Source organism: Pantoea sp. C8B4, from assembly GCF_051336905.1.
GTDB lineage: Bacteria > Pseudomonadota > Gammaproteobacteria > Enterobacterales > Enterobacteriaceae > Pantoea > Pantoea rwandensis_B.
Map to the genome: position 1 here is coordinate 313,020 of NZ_JBGMNK010000004.1, position 17,875 is coordinate 330,894.

Below are 17,875 nucleotides of genomic sequence, written 5' to 3' on the forward strand. Positions count from 1 at the left end.
CAATAAAAAGAATTCGGATACCGGCAGCTCTGGGGCAGCACGGATTAATGCAGACTAATGCGCAAAGCCGCAGCAGTAGCAAACGGCGAAAGTGTTGCGCTCACTGCCAGCATCGCGCCAAGAATTGCCAGATAACCTCCGATCGGCAATCCCTGACCGGCGGCATCGATGGCCGCGCTGGCAAAGATCAGAACAGGTATCGACAACGGCAATACCAGTAAACTCAGAAGTACGCCGCCACGCCGCAGCCCAACGGTCAAACCGGTGCCAATCGCACCAAGAAAACTCAAGGTTGGCGTGCCGAGTAATAGCGTCAGTGCCATCGCGCGCCAGCCAGCAAAATCCAGTGACAGGAGTAGTGCCGCCAGCGGCGACAGTAAAATCAGTGGCAAGCCCGTAATCAGCCAATGAGCAATCACTTTTCCCAGCACCGTGACGGGCAGCGGTGTGGGTAGCAAAAGTAGTTGCTCCAGCGAACCATCCAGAAAATCATCACGGAACAGTCGTTCAAGCGCCAGCAGTGAGGCTAACAATGCCGCAACCCACGCCACGCCTGGCGCAATGCGCGCCAGTTGCTGAGGATCCGGCCCGATACCTAACGGAAACAGCGTGATAACAATCAGGAAAAACCACAGCGGGTTAATCACCTCGGCACCGCTGCGAAATGCAATTTTCAACTCACGCTGAATCACGCGACCTAACATCAAGCCCACTCCGAGATAAGGCGGATTTTGCGCACGCGTTCACTCTCATCAGGCAGATCCTGATGGGTAGTCAAAATCACTGCGCCTCCGTTATCGGCATGTTCAGCGAAACGCGCCATTAATTTTTCCACGCCGCCTTTATCAATGGCCGTGAGCGGTTCATCCAGAATCCAGATTTTTGCCGGGCTGAGCCACAAGCGAGCCAGGGCTACACGCCGTTGCTGCCCTGCGGACAACTGTGCAACCGGCACCTCTTCATATCCCAGCAAGTTCACCTGCTCCAGCGCGTCGAAAATCACTTCTTCATCACGATCGCCGTGCCAGAAATGCAGGTTTTCCAGAGGTGAGAGTACCGACTTCACACCAGGATGATGACCAAGATAGAGCAAGTTTTGATGCCATATTTCGCGCTGCTGACGAATCGGCTGCGATTGCCACATCACCTCGCCCTCTTCTGCCCGGCTTAAACCAGCCAGCAGACGCAGCAGTGAGGTTTTTCCTGCCCCGTTAGGGCCTTCAATTTGCACAATGTCACCCGGTTGCACATGGAAGCTCAGTCCATGAAACAGGGTTCGCTCATCACGAACGCATGAGAGATTAATGACTTCGAGCATGAAAGAGGGAATCGCAGCTGTGAAATAAGGCGGGGATAATACCACAATGAATCTGTGGGCCGAAGTCTGTGAGGTTGCTCTCACTTCCCTCAAAGGGGGTATTCGTGCGCATCAGATCAAGAAACTGTGCAAAAAAGCACCTCAGTTAAAATCTTGTTACTCTTAATTTGAATCTTAGTAACATTTCGCCCTTGATAAAACCGTCTACGCTTATTACGCACTGGCATTATCACCGGGGGAAAACATGAAGCAATCGCCATCCATTTCTAATAATGACAACGATGTTGAGAGTGAAGAGAAAGACCAGGGAAAAGAGATTGAGGTGGATGAAGATGCCCTGCCCTCGCGAGCGGCTGCCATTCATGAAGAGATCCGCCAGGATGGCGAGAAAGAGCTAGAACGTGACGGTATGGCTTTATTATGGTCTGCCGTTGCGGCCGGGCTTTCAATGGGCGCTTCGCTGATGGCCAAAGGGATTTTCCATGTGCATTTGGCCGATGTGCCTGGCGGTTTTCTGCTAGAAAATCTGGGCTATACCTTTGGCTTTGTTATCGTCATTATGGCGCGTCAGCAGCTGTTTACTGAAAACACGGTTACTGCGGTATTACCGGTGATGCACAAACCCACCAGCGGTAATTTTCTGCTGTTGTTTCGACTCTGGGGTGTAGTCCTGGCGGGAAACCTGATGGGCACGGCGTTGGGCGCACTGGCGTTTAATTACATGCCGATCTTTGATGATGCGACCCGGCAGGCATTTACCGCCATCAGTGAAAAAGTGATGGATAACTCACCGAGTGAGATGTTTGCAAATGCCGTCATTTCTGGCTGGATCATTGCCACCATGGTGTGGATGTTCCCCTATGCCGGAGCCGCAAAAATTGTGGTCATTGTGCTGATGACATGGCTGGTCGCGCTGGGGGACCTGGCCCATATTGTGGTGGGTTCCGTTGAAGTGCTGTATCTGGTGTTTGCCGGCACGCTACCCTGGCAGGAATTCTTCTGGCCGTTTGCGCTGCCTACCCTGCTGGGAAATATCACCGGCGGTACGTTGATTTTTGCACTGATCAGCCATGCGCAAATTCGCAACGATATGAGTGAGGCGGCGGAGGCCAAAGCGAAGGCGGAACAGAAGCGCAAAGAGAAAGCGCAGAAGAAACAACAGTGATCTGTGGCACGACATTGTTGATAGATTGAGCAAACAGGATTAACACGGTTAAATTCTGCTGGTCGGTACGCTATACTGCGCGCCGCGTCTCCTTAGTTAAATGGATATAACGAGCCCCTCCTAAGGGCTAGTTGCAGGTTCGATTCCTGCAGGGGACACCAGTTCAGACCTCCCTCCCTCCTCAAAACAGCCAGCGAGCTATGCCCAAGCTGAGCCCAGCCGCGCTCATTATTCCACCCAAGATCCATTTGGTTTGTTTTGTCATTTCTTTGTGAATTTTGGCGATTTCTACATGCGTTTTGCCGATTTCCTGATGTAAATCGGCTTTCGTTACGTAGTTAGACTTGATCACCGCCAGGTCGGTTTTCACCGTTTCCATATCGGTTTTCAACGTTTTAATATCTGCCTTCATTTCAAATACATCGGTTTCAAGCTTTGAAACGCGCATTTCCATCATTACCACTCCGCATAAGCTAAACGTGTAATTATCACATAAAAACAATATGTTAACGGATAAGACTCTATCTAAATCGAAGAGGAAGTCACTAAAAATAGCGTATGAGTGAATGAATTTGAGACGTTCCTCGAAGGTAGAAACTGGCTGTTTCAGGCAATTACAGTGAAATCAAAGCTGATGCGGGTTTTGCCGCCATGCGGAGGGCGTTACGCCATGCAGTTGGCGGAAACGGTTACTGAAGTGACTGGAAGAGTGAAAACCGCAGCGCAGCGCGATCTCGGTTAACGGCAACGCGCTAAACTTCAGCAAGTTTAAAGCGGTGTCCATGCGGCGGCGCATCACAAACTGGTGGGGTGCTTCGCCCACGCTGCTGCGGAACATGCGTGCAAAGTGGTATTCACTCAAGGCCGCTTCTGCCGCCAGCTGTGCCAGCGTCAAAGGCTGATCCAGCTGCGCATCGATAAACGCCAATACACGTCGCAATACCGCGGGCGCTAATCCGCCACGCACCTGTGGCGCCTGCCACTGCACTTCACTGTAGCGCTGCAAAAGATGCGTCATCAACAACGTCGAGGCACTGCTCAACATCAATTGATTAGCGGGTTGCTGCCAGTCAACGCTCAGCAGGAAATGGCGATAAAGTTGCGTTATGCGATCGTCATCGGCAAAGATTTTTTCATGCAGGTTGAGTTGCGCGGGGCTGCGATCCCAGATCTGCTCACCGAGATGCCGCAAGTGCTCATCCGTACAGTAAAGGTGCACGAACGACAAATCGGCACGCAGATCCCAGGTCGATTCAACCCCGCTCGGCATCAGGCAGAAGCGATCCGGACCACCGCCATTGCGCCAACCATGCTGGGTTTTGTGCCAGGTATCATAGCCATCAGCGGTATACAGGCTCAGCGTGTGGTGGTCGCTCAGGTTGGTGACGCGATCGCCGCTATTAAACCAGGCCGCCAACTTGATGCCACCCGACAGCTGCACGCTATCGCGCAGTTGCGCTTTATGGCGCTGCAACATGTCAAAGGTCTGATAATCGGGCATCGGGAGGTCCACTCACAGGTTAATAACGCACAGTTTACGGATCTCCCCAGCCAGAAAACAGGCCAACGCGGGACATCCGTGTAAAAAGCGCAAGATTTTGCAATTCACGCGCAACGGCGTGCAAGCCAGTGGTGATTATTTTCGTCACACTTCGGGCAATGATTTTGCTGGAGAGTTTACGATGAACATCATGTTGTACCTTGCGGTTGTATTGATTTGGGGCACCACCTGGATCGCCATTTTTCTACAACAAGAGGCTGCCAACACGCCAGTCCTGGTGGCGGTATTCTGGCGCTTCTTACTGGCATCGGTATTGATGTTAGTGATCCTAAAGCTGATTAAACGCCTGCGCCCACTGGATAAGCAGGATCACCTTTTCTGCTTACTGCAAGGCTGTTGCGTATTTGGCTTCAACTTCGTTTGTTTCTATCATGCGGCAGCGTGGATCAGCAGTGGCCTGGAATCGGTCATCTTCTCCATGGCAGTGTTATATAACGCGCTTAATAGCTGGATCTTTTTCCGTCAGCGCCCACCGTTTCGCCTGTTACCCGCGGCCGTGCTCGGCTTGGGGGGAATTGTTGCCTTGTTCTGGAATGACATTCAGGCAGCGCACCCGGCTCCGCAACTGCTGTGGGGCGTTGGGCTAAGTGCTTTGGGCACGCTTGGATTCTCTTTGGGTAACATGATTTCGACTCGCCATCAGCGCCGTCAACGTGATGTGCTGACCACCAACAGCTATGCCATGTTATATGGTGCAATCGTTATGGCAATCATCGCACTACTGAATGGCGATTCATTAGCGCCTGCGCTGAATCTGCAGTGGCTCGGTTCGATGAGTTATCTGGCCATTTTTGGTTCTGTGCTGGGATTTGGCGCTTATTTCACGCTCGTCGGTCGTATCGGAGCCAGCCAGGCCGCCTACTGCACACTGCTTTTCCCATTGGTGGCACTGACGTTGTCGACCATTTATGAGGGATATCAGTGGCACAGCAATGCCATCGTGGGTCTGGCGATGATTCTGATGGGGAATATGGTGATGTTTGTGCGCTGGCCCACGGCACGCAAATTACGCCTGGCCTAAATTGCGAGAGCGGGCATTGCGCCCGCTCTTTGGTCCTCTAGCGCCAGCCCTGAACGCCGATATTGAGCTGGTGAGGTTTATTGATGGCTTTTCTGGCAATCCAGTAAAGCAGAACGCGTTCATCATCTCTGTCGCGATCGGCCATAGCCAATAATTTCAGCGACAGCGTGGATTTATTCACAGGCTGATGCTCATCGCTTAACTCAATCACCGCCTGACCGATGATGCAGCAAACTTCATCCTCGCTTGACGCGGATTCATATGCTCGGTCTGTCATATTTCCTCCTGTTAGTGAATTTTAATCCTGGCAAAAATCTGTCATCTTGCAGCAAAACTGGCGCGCTTATCACACCTGGTTACACATGTTTACCCATAGCAACCGCCACGCTTAAATTGACATCCTAATGGCCCAATGCCATTCATACCCGTTTTACTGCATTTCATTCCCTCGTCCCGTCTCTTGATGCCCTGCTTCGCCACGCGCGCGCGTAAGCTGCCTATTATCGCTGCAGATTCCGCATTCCCTGAGGGGAGAGATAAAAATGAAAACAGAAATATCCGCGCCGTTGCAGCGCACCCGCATGCTTACCCTTATCGGCACTATTATCACGCAGTTTGCCCTGGGCTCGGTCTATACGTGGAGCCTGTTTAACGGCCAGTTGGCACATAAACTCGATGCTCCCATTAGTCAGGTCGCTTTTTCGTTCGGTTTATTAAGCCTGGGCCTCGCGATTGCATCGTCACTGGCGGGGAAATTACAGGAGCGCTTTGGTGTGCGTAACGTCACCATCGGCGCCGGTATTTTGATGGCGATAGGCTTCTGGCTGACCGCTCATGCCGATAACCTGATGATGCTGTATCTCAGCGCCGGCATCCTGGTCGGTTTAGCGGATGGCGCAGGTTATCTGATGACGCTGTCAAACTGCGTGAAGTGGTTCCCGGAGCGTAAAGGGTTAATTTCCGCCTGCTCAATTGGCGCTTATGGCTTAGGTAGCCTGGGTTTCAAATTTATCTGTGGCGCGTTGCTCAGCACTTACGGCCTGGAGAACACCTTTATGATTTGGGGTGTGCTGGCGATGAGTATGATCATTGTGGGTGCGCTGATGATGCGTGATGCCCCGATCCAGCAAAGCAGCGGTAACGCGAAATTGCAGGAAAAAGATTACACGCTGGCGCAATCCGTGCGCTTGCCACAGTACTGGATGCTGGCACTGATGTTCCTCACTGCCTGCATGAGCGGACTGTATGTCATTGGCGTAGCGAAAGACATCGGCGAAGGCATGGTCCATCTGACCACGCAAACCGCCGCCAATGCCGTGACTGTCATCGCGATTGCTAACCTGAGTGGCCGCCTTATTCTCGGCGTACTCTCCGATAAAATGGCACGTATTCGCGTCATTTCACTGGCACAGATCGTTTCACTGGTGGGCATGAGTATTTTGTTGTTTACCCGGATGAATGAAACCACCTTCTTCCTGTCACTGGCCTGCGTTGCCTTTAGCTTTGGTGGCACCATCACCGTGTTCCCTTCTCTGGTCAGCGATTTCTTCGGTCTCAATAATCTAACGAAAAATTACGGGCTGATTTACCTGGGATTCGGTATCGGCAGCGTGATGGGTTCACTGGTGGCTTCCGTGTTTGGTGGTTTTACCGTGACCTTCAGCTTGATCATGACACTGCTGGTGATTTCACTGGTGTTGTCGCTCAGCATCCGTCTGCCAAATCGTCAAAACGTTAGTGAACCTTTGCTGCACAATTAATTCCCACAGATGCCGCATCACTTTGCGGCATCTATTTTCTCCTTCTTTCCTGCATAATGTTTTTGAAGTTGAGAACGGCTGTTATTTAGGATTGTATTTCAGACTATTCGCGTTATTATCATCAGGCATTCGGTTTTATCTGATTGGTTTATTTCCCGCCTTGACGTTTTTAGCTTTAAATTGACATATCTGGTAATAGATCCAGAAATAACTCTACATTCACTGCATCTTCACTCCACTTTTCCCCGGTAATCTGGCTTCATTGGAAAAGAGGAGGACTCTCCATGAAAACACTTATTAAAGCTGCTTCGGTTGTTGCCATTATGACGATGTTGAGTGGTTGTATCGTTCATGACGGATATGGTCGCGGACCGGGCTGGGGCCACGGTGGCGGCTGGCATCATGACCATGGTTATCATGGTCGCCATTGGTAATTGGGCAAAGCACACACAGCACATAATAAAAAAACAAAAAGGGCGGGAATTTATCCCGCCCTTTCTTTTAGCTTTTTACCGCGTAATTACATTGATACCAGGCTTTCTTTAATCCGGGCAAATGGCTGTCCTGTGCCGGCAGCGATTCCACTTTATCAAATCCACGTTGGTTGCAATAATTCGCCAGATCGACTTCCATCGCATCTCTATTAAACGTTTGCGGGTCATAACGATATTGCACGGTATTTGAGCTTTTATCTTCATCGACACGTTCAAATCCACCGGGTTTGCTGACACTACAACCGGCCAGCATAAAAAGCGCGAGTGCGCTAATCAGCATTTTTTTCATTAGGGTGTCCTCTTCCAGGCGAAGCAGTCTAAATGCCTATGCCGCACGCATCTATAGGAAACTGGCGCGAAATAGTCATTTTGAAAAAGTTTTTACCAATCAAATCAATAAAACCAAACGGTTTTTCATATCACTTAACCGATGCCATGATGCTTTCAGACAGCACGAAGTCTGCACCACACCAGGTGACACGAAAAAAACAAACGGAAAGTGACCATTATGCCCGCGCTGAGCGGGCTTTTTTTTTACGCGTAAACCTAACCGGTAAGGCTGACCATTTTACGCAAAAGGTTGGCGGACTGTTTGGCAGGCAATGCGAGAATACCGCTGTAAAGATCAATCGACATGGCACACATGGCGCTGCGATCGACGGCAGTATCAGCAGGCATGTTGAGTTGCTGAAGTTTATCACCCCACTTGCCGTAAAGTTTCTCCACGACGCTTTGCAAATCACGTTGTGCGCCCTGCTGATCAATCGGACGCTCTTCGCCGGTGCTGTTTTGCAGGAGCAAATCTAACGCCAGGGCATCACGCTGGTATAACGTCGGTGACAGCGCTTGTTGCAGATTGATGCCGCCATTTACCTGCGGGTAAAGGAAGCGGAAGCAGCGTTGTGGCTCGGGTTGCTGCAGTGCCTGCATCTCCTGCACTGACACGCGCAAATAATTGAGCAGCGTTTCGTCGTCTGCACGCGCCATACGCTGATTAACCAGATCCATTAACCATCCACGCAACTCGCCCAGTGCCTGATCAGCAGGCACCCCTTCCATACGCTTGTGCAGCAACTCACGATTAAGCATTTGCCACAGCGCTGGCTCCTGTGTTTTTAACTGACGATAGCCTGGCGCGAGGCTTAACTGGTTTGCCACCTCGGTTTCCAGCGCCTGTCGCTCCTGCCGTGGATGTAACCAGCTGAACCACAGCATATTCGCCAATACGAGTGGCAGTAAAAACAGCCCCAGCCCCTGCCATAAGCGCAGTGCGGTGGTGCGAATCAGAACGATGATAATCACCGCCAGCAGCGCAAACGCCGCCAGCGTGATAGGTAAGAGGGAAAACATGGAGCGTGATTAATCCTTACGAACGTCAATCAGAACCGGGCAGTTGGCGCGCTCAATCACAGCCGCACTCACCGAACCTTTAAGTAAGCGATTGAAAGGAGAGAGATGACGGCGACCGATGATGATCATGCTGGCCTTCAATGCATTGGATTGTGCCACAATGGTTTCCGCTGCTTCACCGGCCAGAATCAAACCTTTGGCAGCCACACCGGCACGCAGTAGCGGTGCCAGCGCGTGACGCACCACCATTTCAGCGGTGTTTTGTTCATCTTTTGCCGCTACGAAATCATCCGGATCTTCGCCCGCATCGATTTCGATCGGTTGATTGCAGGAGGAATAAGTGGGATCAACACAGCACAACACCGTGACCTGAGCCTGTTGTGCCAGCGCCTGTTCAATGGTTAACGCGATGACTTTTTCTGCCACCGGTGAGTTATCGATGGCCATCAGCAAGGTTTTCATCAGTTGGTTATCCTTCCACAGCGGTCATTTTGCCAATTTCGCGAATCAGCGCCTCTTTGCATTTCATGATTTCATCACGATAGCGTGCTTCCTGTTTATGAAAACGCGCCGTCGGCACCAGCAGCGAAATGGAGAAGCGACCAAACAGCGTGTCGATCGCCACCGCCATGGTGGAAATGCCTTCCAGCGTTTCGCCACGATCGATGGCCAGACCGCTGTTACGCACTTCAGCAATCAGCTCCAGCAGCTGCGGCAGGGTTTTCACCGTCATTTCGGTCAACTCTTTGTAGGCTTCGCCGACCATCACTCGCACATCTTCATCACTTTCCAGTGCCAGCAGTGCGCGACCGCCTGAAGTGCTATAGAGCGGGAGATTCAATCCGATGCGTGGCACCACGCGCAATTCCCGGGATGCCACCACATAGTGAACAATCGCCAACTGCGTGCCACTGGCGCGCGCCAGCGAGACGGTCTCGTTAATATCGGCTGAGAGTTGTTCCAGAAACGGACGGACGATTTCGACCACATCACTGTGCACGCTGGAAATCAGTTTGAGCAGAGCCGGTCCCAGACGCAGCCCGCCCGCCCCGCTGCTGCGCACCAGTTGCGCACTGTCGAGTGCGGCGATAATACGCTGCACCGTTGAACGCGGCAGATCGACCACCTGCGCAATTTCGCCCAGACTCATGCCACCCGGATGTTCACCCAGCGCATTCAGAATTTTTGCCGCACGCGCGATGACCTGAATGCCACCCACTTTTTCATCCTCACGGCTTGAGGGAAGTTCAACCATTGTGCGTTCCTTTTTGGCCTGCCCTACTTTAGCGCGAATGACCGCACTTTTACACCCTGTATCACATTGCAATACATCATACCGAGATGTAAGATGCGACATGTATCACATCGCAATACACTGCATCAATAATAAAACGAGACACCTGCTATGAACGCCCAGCCTGTTGCGGCTCCGGCTCCCCATCCGTTTACCCTGCGCCTGGCGCTGGGGTTGGTTGGCGTGCTGATTGCTGCGCTCACCTCCGGATTAAATGACCGCGTGACGGATATTGCGCTGGCGGATATCCGTGCCGCTATCGGCATTAGCTACGATCAAGGCAGTTGGATCATCTCCGCTTATCAGGCCGCAGAAGTGGCCGCGATGATGATCGCACCGTGGTTTGCCGTGACCTTTTCCCTGCGTCGTTTTGCTCTGGCTGTTTCCGCTGGCTTTATGCTTTGCGGTTTACTGCTGCCTTTAACGCCGAACGCCACACTCTTTATTGCGCTGCGCGTGATGCAGGGGTTGTTTGGCGGTGCATTGCCACCGTTACTCATGACCGTAGCACTGCGATTTCTGCCGCCGCCGATCAAGCTTTATGGCCTTGGTGCCTACGCGCTGACCGCCACCTTTGGGCCCAATCTCGCCGCCACGCTCGCCGCTTTCTGGACCGATGAGGTGAGCTGGATGTTTGTGTTTTGGCAGGTCATCCCCAGCATGCTGATCGCCATGCTGCTGATTGGTTGGGGCTTACCGCAAGATCCGCTGCGCTTCGATCGTTTCAAACAGATCGATCTTTTCGGCATGCTCACCGGCTGCTCAGGCATGGCACTGCTGATTCTGGCGCTGACGCAGGGCGAACGTCTCGACTGGCTGAGTTCACCGCTGTTTGCGGCGCTATTATTGAGCGCGCTGGCATTGCTAACTGTGTTCTTTATTAATGAATGGTTTCACCCGCTGCCACTGTTCAAACTCCAGATGCTGCGTCGTCACAATCTCACGCACGGATTGCTGGCGCTGGCAGGTGTCTTGATGTTGTCACTTTCCGGATCGGCGCTGCCTTCAGCTTATCTTGGCCAGGTAGAGGGATTCCGCACGCTACAGTTTGCGCCGCTGGCGTTAACCATCGGCTTGCCGCAATTACTGATCGCCCCGCTGGTGGCGGCACTGCTGAATATCCGCTGGATTGATTGCCGCTGGATGCTGACCGCTGGCGTGGCGCTGCTGGTGATCTCCTGCCTGATGGGCATGCATATCACCAGCGACTGGGCGCGGCAAAATTTCTGGCAAATTCAGATTTTGCAGGCCTTCGGTCAACCGATGGTGATTTTGCCGGTATTGATGAGTGCGACCAGCGTGGTTGCGCCACCGGAAGGCCCTTTTGCCTCCGCGATGTTTAATACGGTGCGCGGCTTCTCGAGCATTGCCGCCAGCACCCTGGTGGGGTGGTTTATCAGTCACCGGGAACAGTTTCACTCCAGCGTGTTGGTGAGCAATGCCGCCAGTCGCCCCTGGCTGATGACCGCGCCCAGCAGCGCCCAATCCAGCAGCAGTTTTCCTTTACTACCTGATGGCAGCGCCAGTAGCGCAGAGAACCTTAGCGGTTTCGCGACGTTACTGAAACATCAGGCGATGGTGCTTAGCCTGAGTGACTGTTATCAGATGCTGATTGGCTTCGCCGCCCTGCTGCTATTGCTGACTGCCTGGCTGCCAAAACGTGTCTGGCCGCCACAAACCCTGATTCAATCTGTTACGACGACGTCGAGATAACTGATATGCAAGCTTTTGCTTTGAAAAGAACAGTACTGTTGAGTGCCCTATTAATCGTGTTGCTGGCCATGGCTTTTTTTGTCTGGTCATCAATGACCGGGAATGATCACCGCACGGATGATGCTTACGTCAATGCGGATTACACTCTGGTGGCACCCAAAGTGTCCGGTTATATCGCCAGTGTGAATGTGCAGGATAACCAGCGAGTAAAAGCGGGCGAACTGCTGGCCACACTGGACGATCGCGATTACCGCGTGGCGCTGGAAACGGCGCAGGCGAATTTGCAGGTCAGCGATGCCAAGCGCCTGAGCAGCCAGGCTCAACTGGAGCAGCAGCAATCAACGATTGATGAAGCCAAAGCGACCTTAGCGGCGAGCCAGGCGTCAGCGCAATATGCCGGACAGAGTGCGGCGCGTTATAACCAGCTGTATAAAAGCGGCACTATTGCTGCTGATGAGCAGCAGAAAGCCAGTTCAACTCAGCGTTCAGCATCCGCTGCGGTGCGCCAGAGTGAAGCGGCGCTGGCAGCCGCAATGAAACAGGTTGGCGTGTTGCAAGCGGCCGTGCGTCAGGCAGAAGCCGATGTGACGGCGGCGCAGGCCAGCGTGGATCAGGCGAAATTAAATCTTTCTTACACGCGGATTGTGGCGCCGGTAGAGGGTATGGTGGGTCAGCGTTCGGTGCGATTGGGCGCTTACGTCAGCGCCGGAACCCGTTTGCTGGCGGTAGTGCCCTTACAGCAAACCTATATCACCGCCAACTATCTTGAAACTCAGCTGGCAGATGTCCAGCCAGGGCAAAAAGCGGTAGTGAGAGTCGATGCATTGCCTGGCAAGACCTTTACCGGTCATGTCGACAGCATTGCACCGGCGACAGGCGCGACCTTCTCCGCCATTTCACCGGACAATGCCACCGGTAATTACACCAAGGTCGTGCAGCGTTTACCGGTGAAAATTGTGCTGGATGCCAACCAACCCGATCTGGCACAACTGCGTGTGGGCATGTCCGCGATACCGGAAATTGAAGCGCGATGAAAATGTGAGCAATCTCTCAGAAATGGCCTATTTATTTTCGGATCGATTGCGCGTAAATTAGCGCTCGATCCTGTTCTGAGTTCGCTTGGAACCACCTGAGAAGAAAGCGTGCAGCGGTTATGAACTTCACCTTTCTCTTATTCTGTTCGGGTTACGCTGGAGTGGGATCACCAGCATGGTAACCGCTCAGAGGAGTCATTTTGTGAGATACGCTTTGATGGGAGTTTCTTTCTTCCTGTTAATCTGGGTAGGCACCTTCGTGCTGATGCTCAAATAAATCCTGCCAGGCGGGGCGACCAAAGTCGCCCTTCTTAGTTTTACTCTTCTTCTTCCAGCGCTTTTACCGTTCCCGGCAATATACCATCCGCGCGGAACATCGCTTTGATGCCACGTACCGCCTGACGAATACGATCGCTGTTTTCAATCAGGGCAAATCGCACATGGGTGTCACCGTAGTCACCAAAGCCGATGCCCGGTGAGACGCACACTTTGGCTTCCTGCAACAGCAGTTTAGCGAACTCCAGCGAACCGAGATGCGCGTAGTGATCGGGGATTTTCGCCCAGACGTACATCGAGGCTTTTGGCAGATCGACCATCCAGCCCGCCTCATGCAGGCCTTTCACCAGCACGTCACGACGGCGTTTGTACTGTTCAGCGATATCACGCACGCATTGCTGATCGCCTTCCAGTGCGGCAATCGCCGCAACCTGCAGTGGGGTGAAGGTGCCATAATCGTGGTAACTTTTGATGCGCGCCAGTGCAGACACGAGCTCTTTGTTACCCACCATAAAGCCGATACGCCAGCCTGCCATGTTGTAGCTTTTTGACAGGGTAAAGAATTCCACCGCCACGTCGCGCGCCCCCGGCACCTGCATAATCGACGGCGCTTTCCAGCCATCATAGGTGATGTCGGCGTAAGCGAGGTCGTGGATCACCAGCACGTTGTACTGTTTCGCCAACGCGATCACCCGTTCGAAAAAGTCGAGTTCAACACACTGAGAAGTGGGATTGGATGGGAAGCCGAGGATCATCATCTTCGGTTTCGGGTAACTTTCACGGATGGCGCGTTCAAGCTCGTTGAAGAAGTCAACGCCTGCCACCAGCGGTACGGAACGTACTTGCGCACCGGCGATCACCGCGCCGTAGATATGAATCGGATAGCTCGGATTTGGCACCAGTACGGTGTCGCCATGATCGAGCGTCGCCAGCATCAGGTGTGCCAGCCCTTCTTTGGAACCGATGGTGACAATCGCTTCTGATTCGGGATCGATCTCCACCTGATAGCGGTCTGCGTACCAACGCGAGATGGCGCGACGCAGGCGAGGAATGCCTTTCGAGGTGGAGTAACCGTGCGTGTCTTCGCGTTGCGCTACCTGACAGAGTTTTTCCACGATGTGTGGCGGCGTAGGGCCATCCGGGTTCCCCATCGAGAAATCGATGATGTCTTCGCCACGCCGACGCGCAGCCATCTTCAATTCAGCGGTGATGTTAAATACATACGGGGGAAGGCGTTCAATACGCGAGAAACGACGGGGTGTGCTGTTATCAGCCATGATGTCCTCTGGTTTACGTAGGCGCCCGGACCGTCCGAGCGACGCTGGTCACTGCGGTGACCGAAGAAAGAACATAACGCGCTGATAACAGAATTGTCGAGAGCAACAGAATATTTTTTTAATTTTGTGGATTCAGGCGCCCCAGCACCCAATCGTTTACCCATTGGTCGTTTAGCAGATAATTATCCCGCAGCGTGCCCTCTAACGTGAAACCATTCTTTTCCAGAATGCGTCGGGACGGCCAATTCCCCTCTATGACCAGAGCTTTGAGTTTATGAAATTCTGCCTGTAGCAAGAAGTCGCACAGTGCCTTGAGCGCTTCACTGCCGTAGCCGTTTCCGGTGAACCGATGGCAGAGCATGTAGCCGACCTCGGCCTGCCGATAAGGCTGCCATTCGGCACTGCATCCAAACAGGCCAATGGGTTCATTGGTTTCGCGCAAGCGCGCCACCAGGCACAGCATGTGGAAGCTGGTGACTTGCCAGGGTGCGAGGCGTTCAGTGAAGCGCTGACGAATGTCGTTTTCGTCAGGGATTTCACTGACCCAGGTCATGGTGCCGGGATCTTCATGTACCGCTTTGAAGATTTGCCAGTCTTCGGGTTGTAAGCGTGTCAGGGACAAGCGAGGGGTAAGAAGTTGCATTGCTGCGCTCCGCGAAATAACTCATGGCAACATAGCAAACGGAGTCTTTGACAACCAGCGTTCCGCGCAGGGATAACTAATCCTCTTTTTGTTACTCAAGTTTTCCTCTTTTTGGGAATTTAAGGGGATTGAGGGAGTTGGGAGTTGGGAGTTGGGAGTTGGGAGTTGGGAGTTGGGAGTTGGGAGTTGGGAGTTGGGAGTTGGGAGTTGGGAGCTGGATTTAAAGTTGCTGCTGGTTGGGTGCCAGGGCCAGAACGGACCAGCCCGATCGCAAAGACAAAACGCATCCGTGCAGATCGGCTGGGCCATCCATGGCCCAGACGCTTTGCTCTTCGGGCTGGTCCGCTCTGGCCTTGAGCTGAATGCGTTGCTGTTTTAAAACCGCGCGGAGGATGCTGGAGAAATTGGCAGAAAATTGATCTAAACCATGAGAAGCGTTTTGCGGGTGTCGCGGCGCTGGCAGATCTTGATCACATTTTTTATCATAACCTCACCCAGGTTCACTCCGAGAGATGCCCTTGCCTTCCCACTTTGACATGCTACTGGCGGTATTTGACCGCGCTGCGCTGATGCTGATTTGTCTATTCTTCCTTACCCGCACGCGGGTATTCCGTCAGCTGCTGCAAAAAGATGAGCATTCGATCAAAGAAAAGGTGGTGGTGACAGCGATTTTCTCGCTGTTTGCGCTGTTTAGCACCTGGTCCGGCATTAACGTAGATGGCTCGCTGCTGAACGTGCGTGTGATAGCGGTGATGTCCGGCGGCATTCTGTTTGGCCCCTGGGTTGGCATCGCGACAGGGGTGATCGCGGGCATACATCGTTATCTGATCGATATGGATGGTGTCACGGCCGTGCCTTGCCTGATTACCAGTATCATTGCCGGTGTCGCTTCTGGCGTCATTAATCGCCGCGTGAGCAAAGAGCAGCACTGGCGCGCCGGTATTCTTGGCGGCATGCTGTGCGAAACCCTCACCATGGTTCTGATTGTGTTATGGGCTCGGCCGATGGCACTGGGCTTTTCCATTGTTTCTGAGATCGCTTTACCGATGATTCTCGGCGCATCGAGCATTGGCTTGATTGTGCTGTTAGTGCAGAGCGTGGAAGGGGAAAAAGAGGCGATTGCCGCGCGCCAGGCCAAGCTGGCACTGGAGATAGCCAATAAAACTCTGCCGCTGTTTCGTCAGGTGAATAGCCAGTCACTGCGCCAGGTATGCGCGATTATTCGTAGCGATATTCACGCCGATGCCGTGGCCATCACCAATACCCAACAAATTCTCGCCTATGTCGGTTACGGTGAGCATAACTATCAAAATGGGGATGATGGCATCAGCCCGACTACCGCGCAGTCAATCGCGAGCGGCAAAATCATCATTAAGAATAATGATGAAGCCCATCGCACCAAAGATATTCACTCGATGCTGGTTATTCCCCTTTGGGAAAAAGGGGAAGTAACGGGCACACTAAAAATCTATTATCGTCGTGCGCATCGTATTACCGGATCGCTGAAAGAGATGGCTATAGGTTTGTCGCAAATTATCTCTACCCAGCTGGAGGTATCACGTGCAGAGCAGTTACGTGAGATGGCGAATAAAGCCGAGTTGCGCGCGTTGCAGAGCAAAATTAACCCGCACTTCCTGTTTAACGCGTTGAATGCCATCTCCTCTTCCATTCGTCTCAATCCGGATACGGCACGCCAGTTGGTGATTAATCTGTCGCGCTATTTGCGCTACAACCTTGAGCTTAACGATGACGAGCTGATCGACATTAAAAAAGAGCTGTGGCAGGTGAAGGATTACATTGCCATTGAACAGGCGCGCTTTGGCGATAAGCTCTCGATGATTTATGACATTGATGAAGATCTGCACTTCACGCTGCCAAGTTTGCTGATTCAGCCTTTGGTGGAAAATGCCATTGTGCACGGGATTCAGCCCTGCCGTGGCAAAGGTGTGGTGACGTTGAGTGTGAAAGATCTCGGGGAGAGTGTTCGCGTCGCGGTGCGCGATACGGGCGCAGGTATCAGTGAAGAGGTGATTGGCCGGGTGGCACGCGATGAGATGCCGGGTAACAAAATCGGCCTGCTTAATGTGCATCATCGGGTGAAGCTGCTTTCCGGCCAGGGTCTGAGCATCACTCGTCATCATCCGGGAACGGAAATTGCCTTCACTCTGAGCAAAAACGGTCAGCGCATGGCTGCACCGTTGAGCCATATCACGGAACCCAGCGCGTGAAAGCCATTATCGTCGAAGACGAGTTTCTTGCTCAGCAAGAGTTGAGCTGGATGATCCAGCAGCACAGTCAGATCACTATCGAAGCCTGTTTTGATGATGGGCTGGAGGTGCTGAAGTATCTGCAAAACCATCGTGTCGATGTCATCTTCCTCGACATCAATATCCCTTCGCTGGATGGCATGCTACTGGCACAAAACATCAACCAATTTGCGCATAAGCCGTTGATAGTGTTTATCACCGCATGGAAAGAGCATGCGGTGGATGCTTTTGAACTGGATGCGTTTGACTACATCCTCAAGCCCTATCATGAGTCGCGTATTATCACCATGCTGAACAAGCTGGAGGCCAGCGCACAGCAGCAACTCGCACAGCCGTCTACTCAGCAAAGTGCGCCGCAAACCGTTAACCTGGTGAAAGATGAGCGCATTATCGTGACAGATATCAACGATATCTATTACGTCGAAGCGCATGAAAAACTGACGTTTGTTTATACCCGTCGCGAAGCGTATGTGATGTCGATGGCGATCAGTGAATTCTGCAGTCGCCTGCCAGAACAGCTGTTCTTCCGCTGTCATCGCTCGTACTGCGTCAACCTCAGCAAAATTCGTGAGATCGAGCCGTGGTTTAACAATACCTATCTGGTTAAGTTACGCGATTTGGATGCACAGGTGCCGGTGAGCCGCAGCAAAGTGAAGGCGTTTCGCCAGTTGATGAGGTTGTAAAGCGAGCAGCAGGACGCTG

General features: G+C 52.7%; 20 protein-coding genes and 1 tRNA gene. 10 read left to right on the plus strand and 11 right to left on the minus strand.

Annotation, left to right across the window (positions count from 1 at the left end):
• Positions 1–44 precede the first annotated feature (44 nt).
• Both ccmB and ccmA read right to left on the minus strand, forming a co-directional pair.
• A complete protein-coding gene (gene ccmB, locus ACCW76_RS07745) occupies positions 45–704 on the minus strand; it encodes a heme exporter protein CcmB (protein WP_038649973.1) in 660 nt (219 codons plus the stop codon).
• Positions 704–1,318, minus strand: coding sequence for a cytochrome c biogenesis heme-transporting ATPase CcmA (gene ccmA / locus ACCW76_RS07750; RefSeq protein ID WP_034825191.1), 615 nt, complete (start codon positions 1,316–1,318; stop codon positions 704–706). Before ccmA ends, ccmB begins: the two co-directional genes overlap by 1 nt.
• A gap of 244 nt (positions 1,319–1,562) precedes the next feature.
• Here ccmA and ACCW76_RS07755 point away from each other — a divergent pair, with 244 nt between their 5' ends.
• Both ACCW76_RS07755 and ACCW76_RS07760 read left to right on the plus strand, forming a co-directional pair.
• On the plus strand, positions 1,563–2,483 hold the full coding sequence (locus ACCW76_RS07755) for a formate/nitrite transporter family protein (RefSeq protein ID WP_436338205.1): 921 nt from the start codon (positions 1,563–1,565) through the stop codon (positions 2,481–2,483).
• 86 nt (positions 2,484–2,569) lie between these two features.
• Positions 2,570–2,644: transfer RNA gene (locus ACCW76_RS07760), tRNA-Arg, on the plus strand.
• A 20-nt stretch (positions 2,645–2,664) separates the two neighbouring features.
• On the opposite strand, the gene ACCW76_RS07765 is transcribed toward ACCW76_RS07760, so the two are convergent.
• Positions 2,665–2,940, minus strand: a complete 276-nt coding sequence (locus ACCW76_RS07765; protein ID WP_436338206.1) for a hypothetical protein — start codon at positions 2,938–2,940, stop codon at positions 2,665–2,667.
• Between the two features lie 168 nt (positions 2,941–3,108).
• Complete coding sequence (locus tag ACCW76_RS07770) at positions 3,109–3,984, minus strand: helix-turn-helix transcriptional regulator (RefSeq protein ID WP_436338207.1); 876 nt, start codon at positions 3,982–3,984, stop codon at positions 3,109–3,111.
• Positions 3,985–4,165: 181 nt separating this feature from the next.
• Here ACCW76_RS07770 and ACCW76_RS07775 point away from each other — a divergent pair, with 181 nt between their 5' ends.
• The gene (locus ACCW76_RS07775; RefSeq protein ID WP_166934932.1) at positions 4,166–5,065 is read left to right on the plus strand and encodes a DMT family transporter; all 900 of its coding nucleotides are present in this window, start codon (positions 4,166–4,168) and stop codon (positions 5,063–5,065) included.
• Positions 5,066–5,102: 37 nt separating this feature from the next.
• Here ACCW76_RS07775 and ACCW76_RS07780 read toward each other — a convergent pair whose 3' ends face one another.
• Positions 5,103–5,342, minus strand: a complete 240-nt coding sequence (locus ACCW76_RS07780; protein WP_034825199.1) for a hypothetical protein — start codon at positions 5,340–5,342, stop codon at positions 5,103–5,105.
• Between the two features lie 265 nt (positions 5,343–5,607).
• On the opposite strand from ACCW76_RS07780, the gene ACCW76_RS07785 reads away from it, so the two are divergent.
• A complete protein-coding gene (locus ACCW76_RS07785; RefSeq protein ID WP_436338208.1) occupies positions 5,608–6,825 on the plus strand; it encodes an L-lactate MFS transporter in 1,218 nt (405 codons plus the stop codon).
• 284 nt (positions 6,826–7,109) lie between these two features.
• Positions 7,110–7,259: a hypothetical protein gene (locus ACCW76_RS07790; protein WP_166934934.1), complete on the plus strand. Its 150-nt coding sequence runs from the start codon at positions 7,110–7,112 to the stop codon at positions 7,257–7,259.
• A 67-nt stretch (positions 7,260–7,326) separates the two neighbouring features.
• On the opposite strand, the gene ACCW76_RS07795 is transcribed toward ACCW76_RS07790, so the two are convergent.
• The 4 genes from ACCW76_RS07795 to ACCW76_RS07810 all read right to left on the minus strand — a co-directional run bounded on the left by ACCW76_RS07795 (position 7,327) and on the right by ACCW76_RS07810 (position 9,924).
• A complete protein-coding gene (locus tag ACCW76_RS07795) occupies positions 7,327–7,608 on the minus strand; it encodes a membrane lipoprotein lipid attachment site-containing protein (protein ID WP_045816623.1) in 282 nt (93 codons plus the stop codon).
• 257 nt (positions 7,609–7,865) lie between these two features.
• Positions 7,866–8,669 (minus strand): hypothetical protein, encoded by an 804-nt coding sequence (locus ACCW76_RS07800; protein ID WP_436338209.1) that lies wholly within the window; start codon positions 8,667–8,669, stop codon positions 7,866–7,868.
• Positions 8,670–8,678: 9 nt separating this feature from the next.
• Positions 8,679–9,131 carry a universal stress protein gene (locus ACCW76_RS07805; protein ID WP_038645626.1) on the minus strand — a complete coding sequence of 151 codons (453 nt, stop codon included), beginning with the start codon at positions 9,129–9,131 and terminating at the stop codon, positions 8,679–8,681.
• A 7-nt stretch (positions 9,132–9,138) separates the two neighbouring features.
• Positions 9,139–9,924, minus strand: a complete 786-nt coding sequence (locus ACCW76_RS07810) for an IclR family transcriptional regulator (RefSeq protein WP_436338210.1) — start codon at positions 9,922–9,924, stop codon at positions 9,139–9,141.
• Positions 9,925–10,074: 150 nt separating this feature from the next.
• On the opposite strand from ACCW76_RS07810, the gene ACCW76_RS07815 reads away from it, so the two are divergent.
• The 3 genes from ACCW76_RS07815 to ypdK all read left to right on the plus strand — a co-directional run bounded on the left by ACCW76_RS07815 (position 10,075) and on the right by ypdK (position 12,987).
• On the plus strand, positions 10,075–11,676 hold the full coding sequence (locus tag ACCW76_RS07815) for an MFS transporter (protein ID WP_436338211.1): 1,602 nt from the start codon (positions 10,075–10,077) through the stop codon (positions 11,674–11,676).
• A gap of 5 nt (positions 11,677–11,681) precedes the next feature.
• A complete protein-coding gene (locus ACCW76_RS07820) occupies positions 11,682–12,710 on the plus strand; it encodes an HlyD family secretion protein (RefSeq protein ID WP_045816621.1) in 1,029 nt (342 codons plus the stop codon).
• Between the two features lie 202 nt (positions 12,711–12,912).
• On the plus strand, positions 12,913–12,987 hold the full coding sequence (gene ypdK / locus ACCW76_RS07825; RefSeq protein WP_100701370.1) for a membrane protein YpdK: 75 nt from the start codon (positions 12,913–12,915) through the stop codon (positions 12,985–12,987).
• Positions 12,988–13,027: 40 nt separating this feature from the next.
• On the opposite strand, the gene alaC is transcribed toward ypdK, so the two are convergent.
• Positions 13,028–14,263: an alanine transaminase gene (gene alaC, locus ACCW76_RS07830; RefSeq protein ID WP_038645618.1), complete on the minus strand. Its 1,236-nt coding sequence runs from the start codon at positions 14,261–14,263 to the stop codon at positions 13,028–13,030.
• A gap of 118 nt (positions 14,264–14,381) precedes the next feature.
• Positions 14,382–14,906, minus strand: a complete 525-nt coding sequence (locus ACCW76_RS07835) for a GNAT family N-acetyltransferase (protein WP_038645616.1) — start codon at positions 14,904–14,906, stop codon at positions 14,382–14,384.
• A gap of 536 nt (positions 14,907–15,442) precedes the next feature.
• Here ACCW76_RS07835 and ACCW76_RS07840 point away from each other — a divergent pair.
• Positions 15,443–17,134 (plus strand): sensor histidine kinase, encoded by a 1,692-nt coding sequence (locus ACCW76_RS07840; protein WP_045816624.1) that lies wholly within the window; start codon positions 15,443–15,445, stop codon positions 17,132–17,134.
• Positions 17,131–17,856, plus strand: a complete 726-nt coding sequence (locus ACCW76_RS07845; protein WP_045816617.1) for a LytR/AlgR family response regulator transcription factor — start codon at positions 17,131–17,133, stop codon at positions 17,854–17,856. The genes ACCW76_RS07840 and ACCW76_RS07845 overlap by 4 nt, the downstream gene beginning before the upstream one ends.
• Positions 17,857–17,875 lie beyond the last annotated feature (19 nt).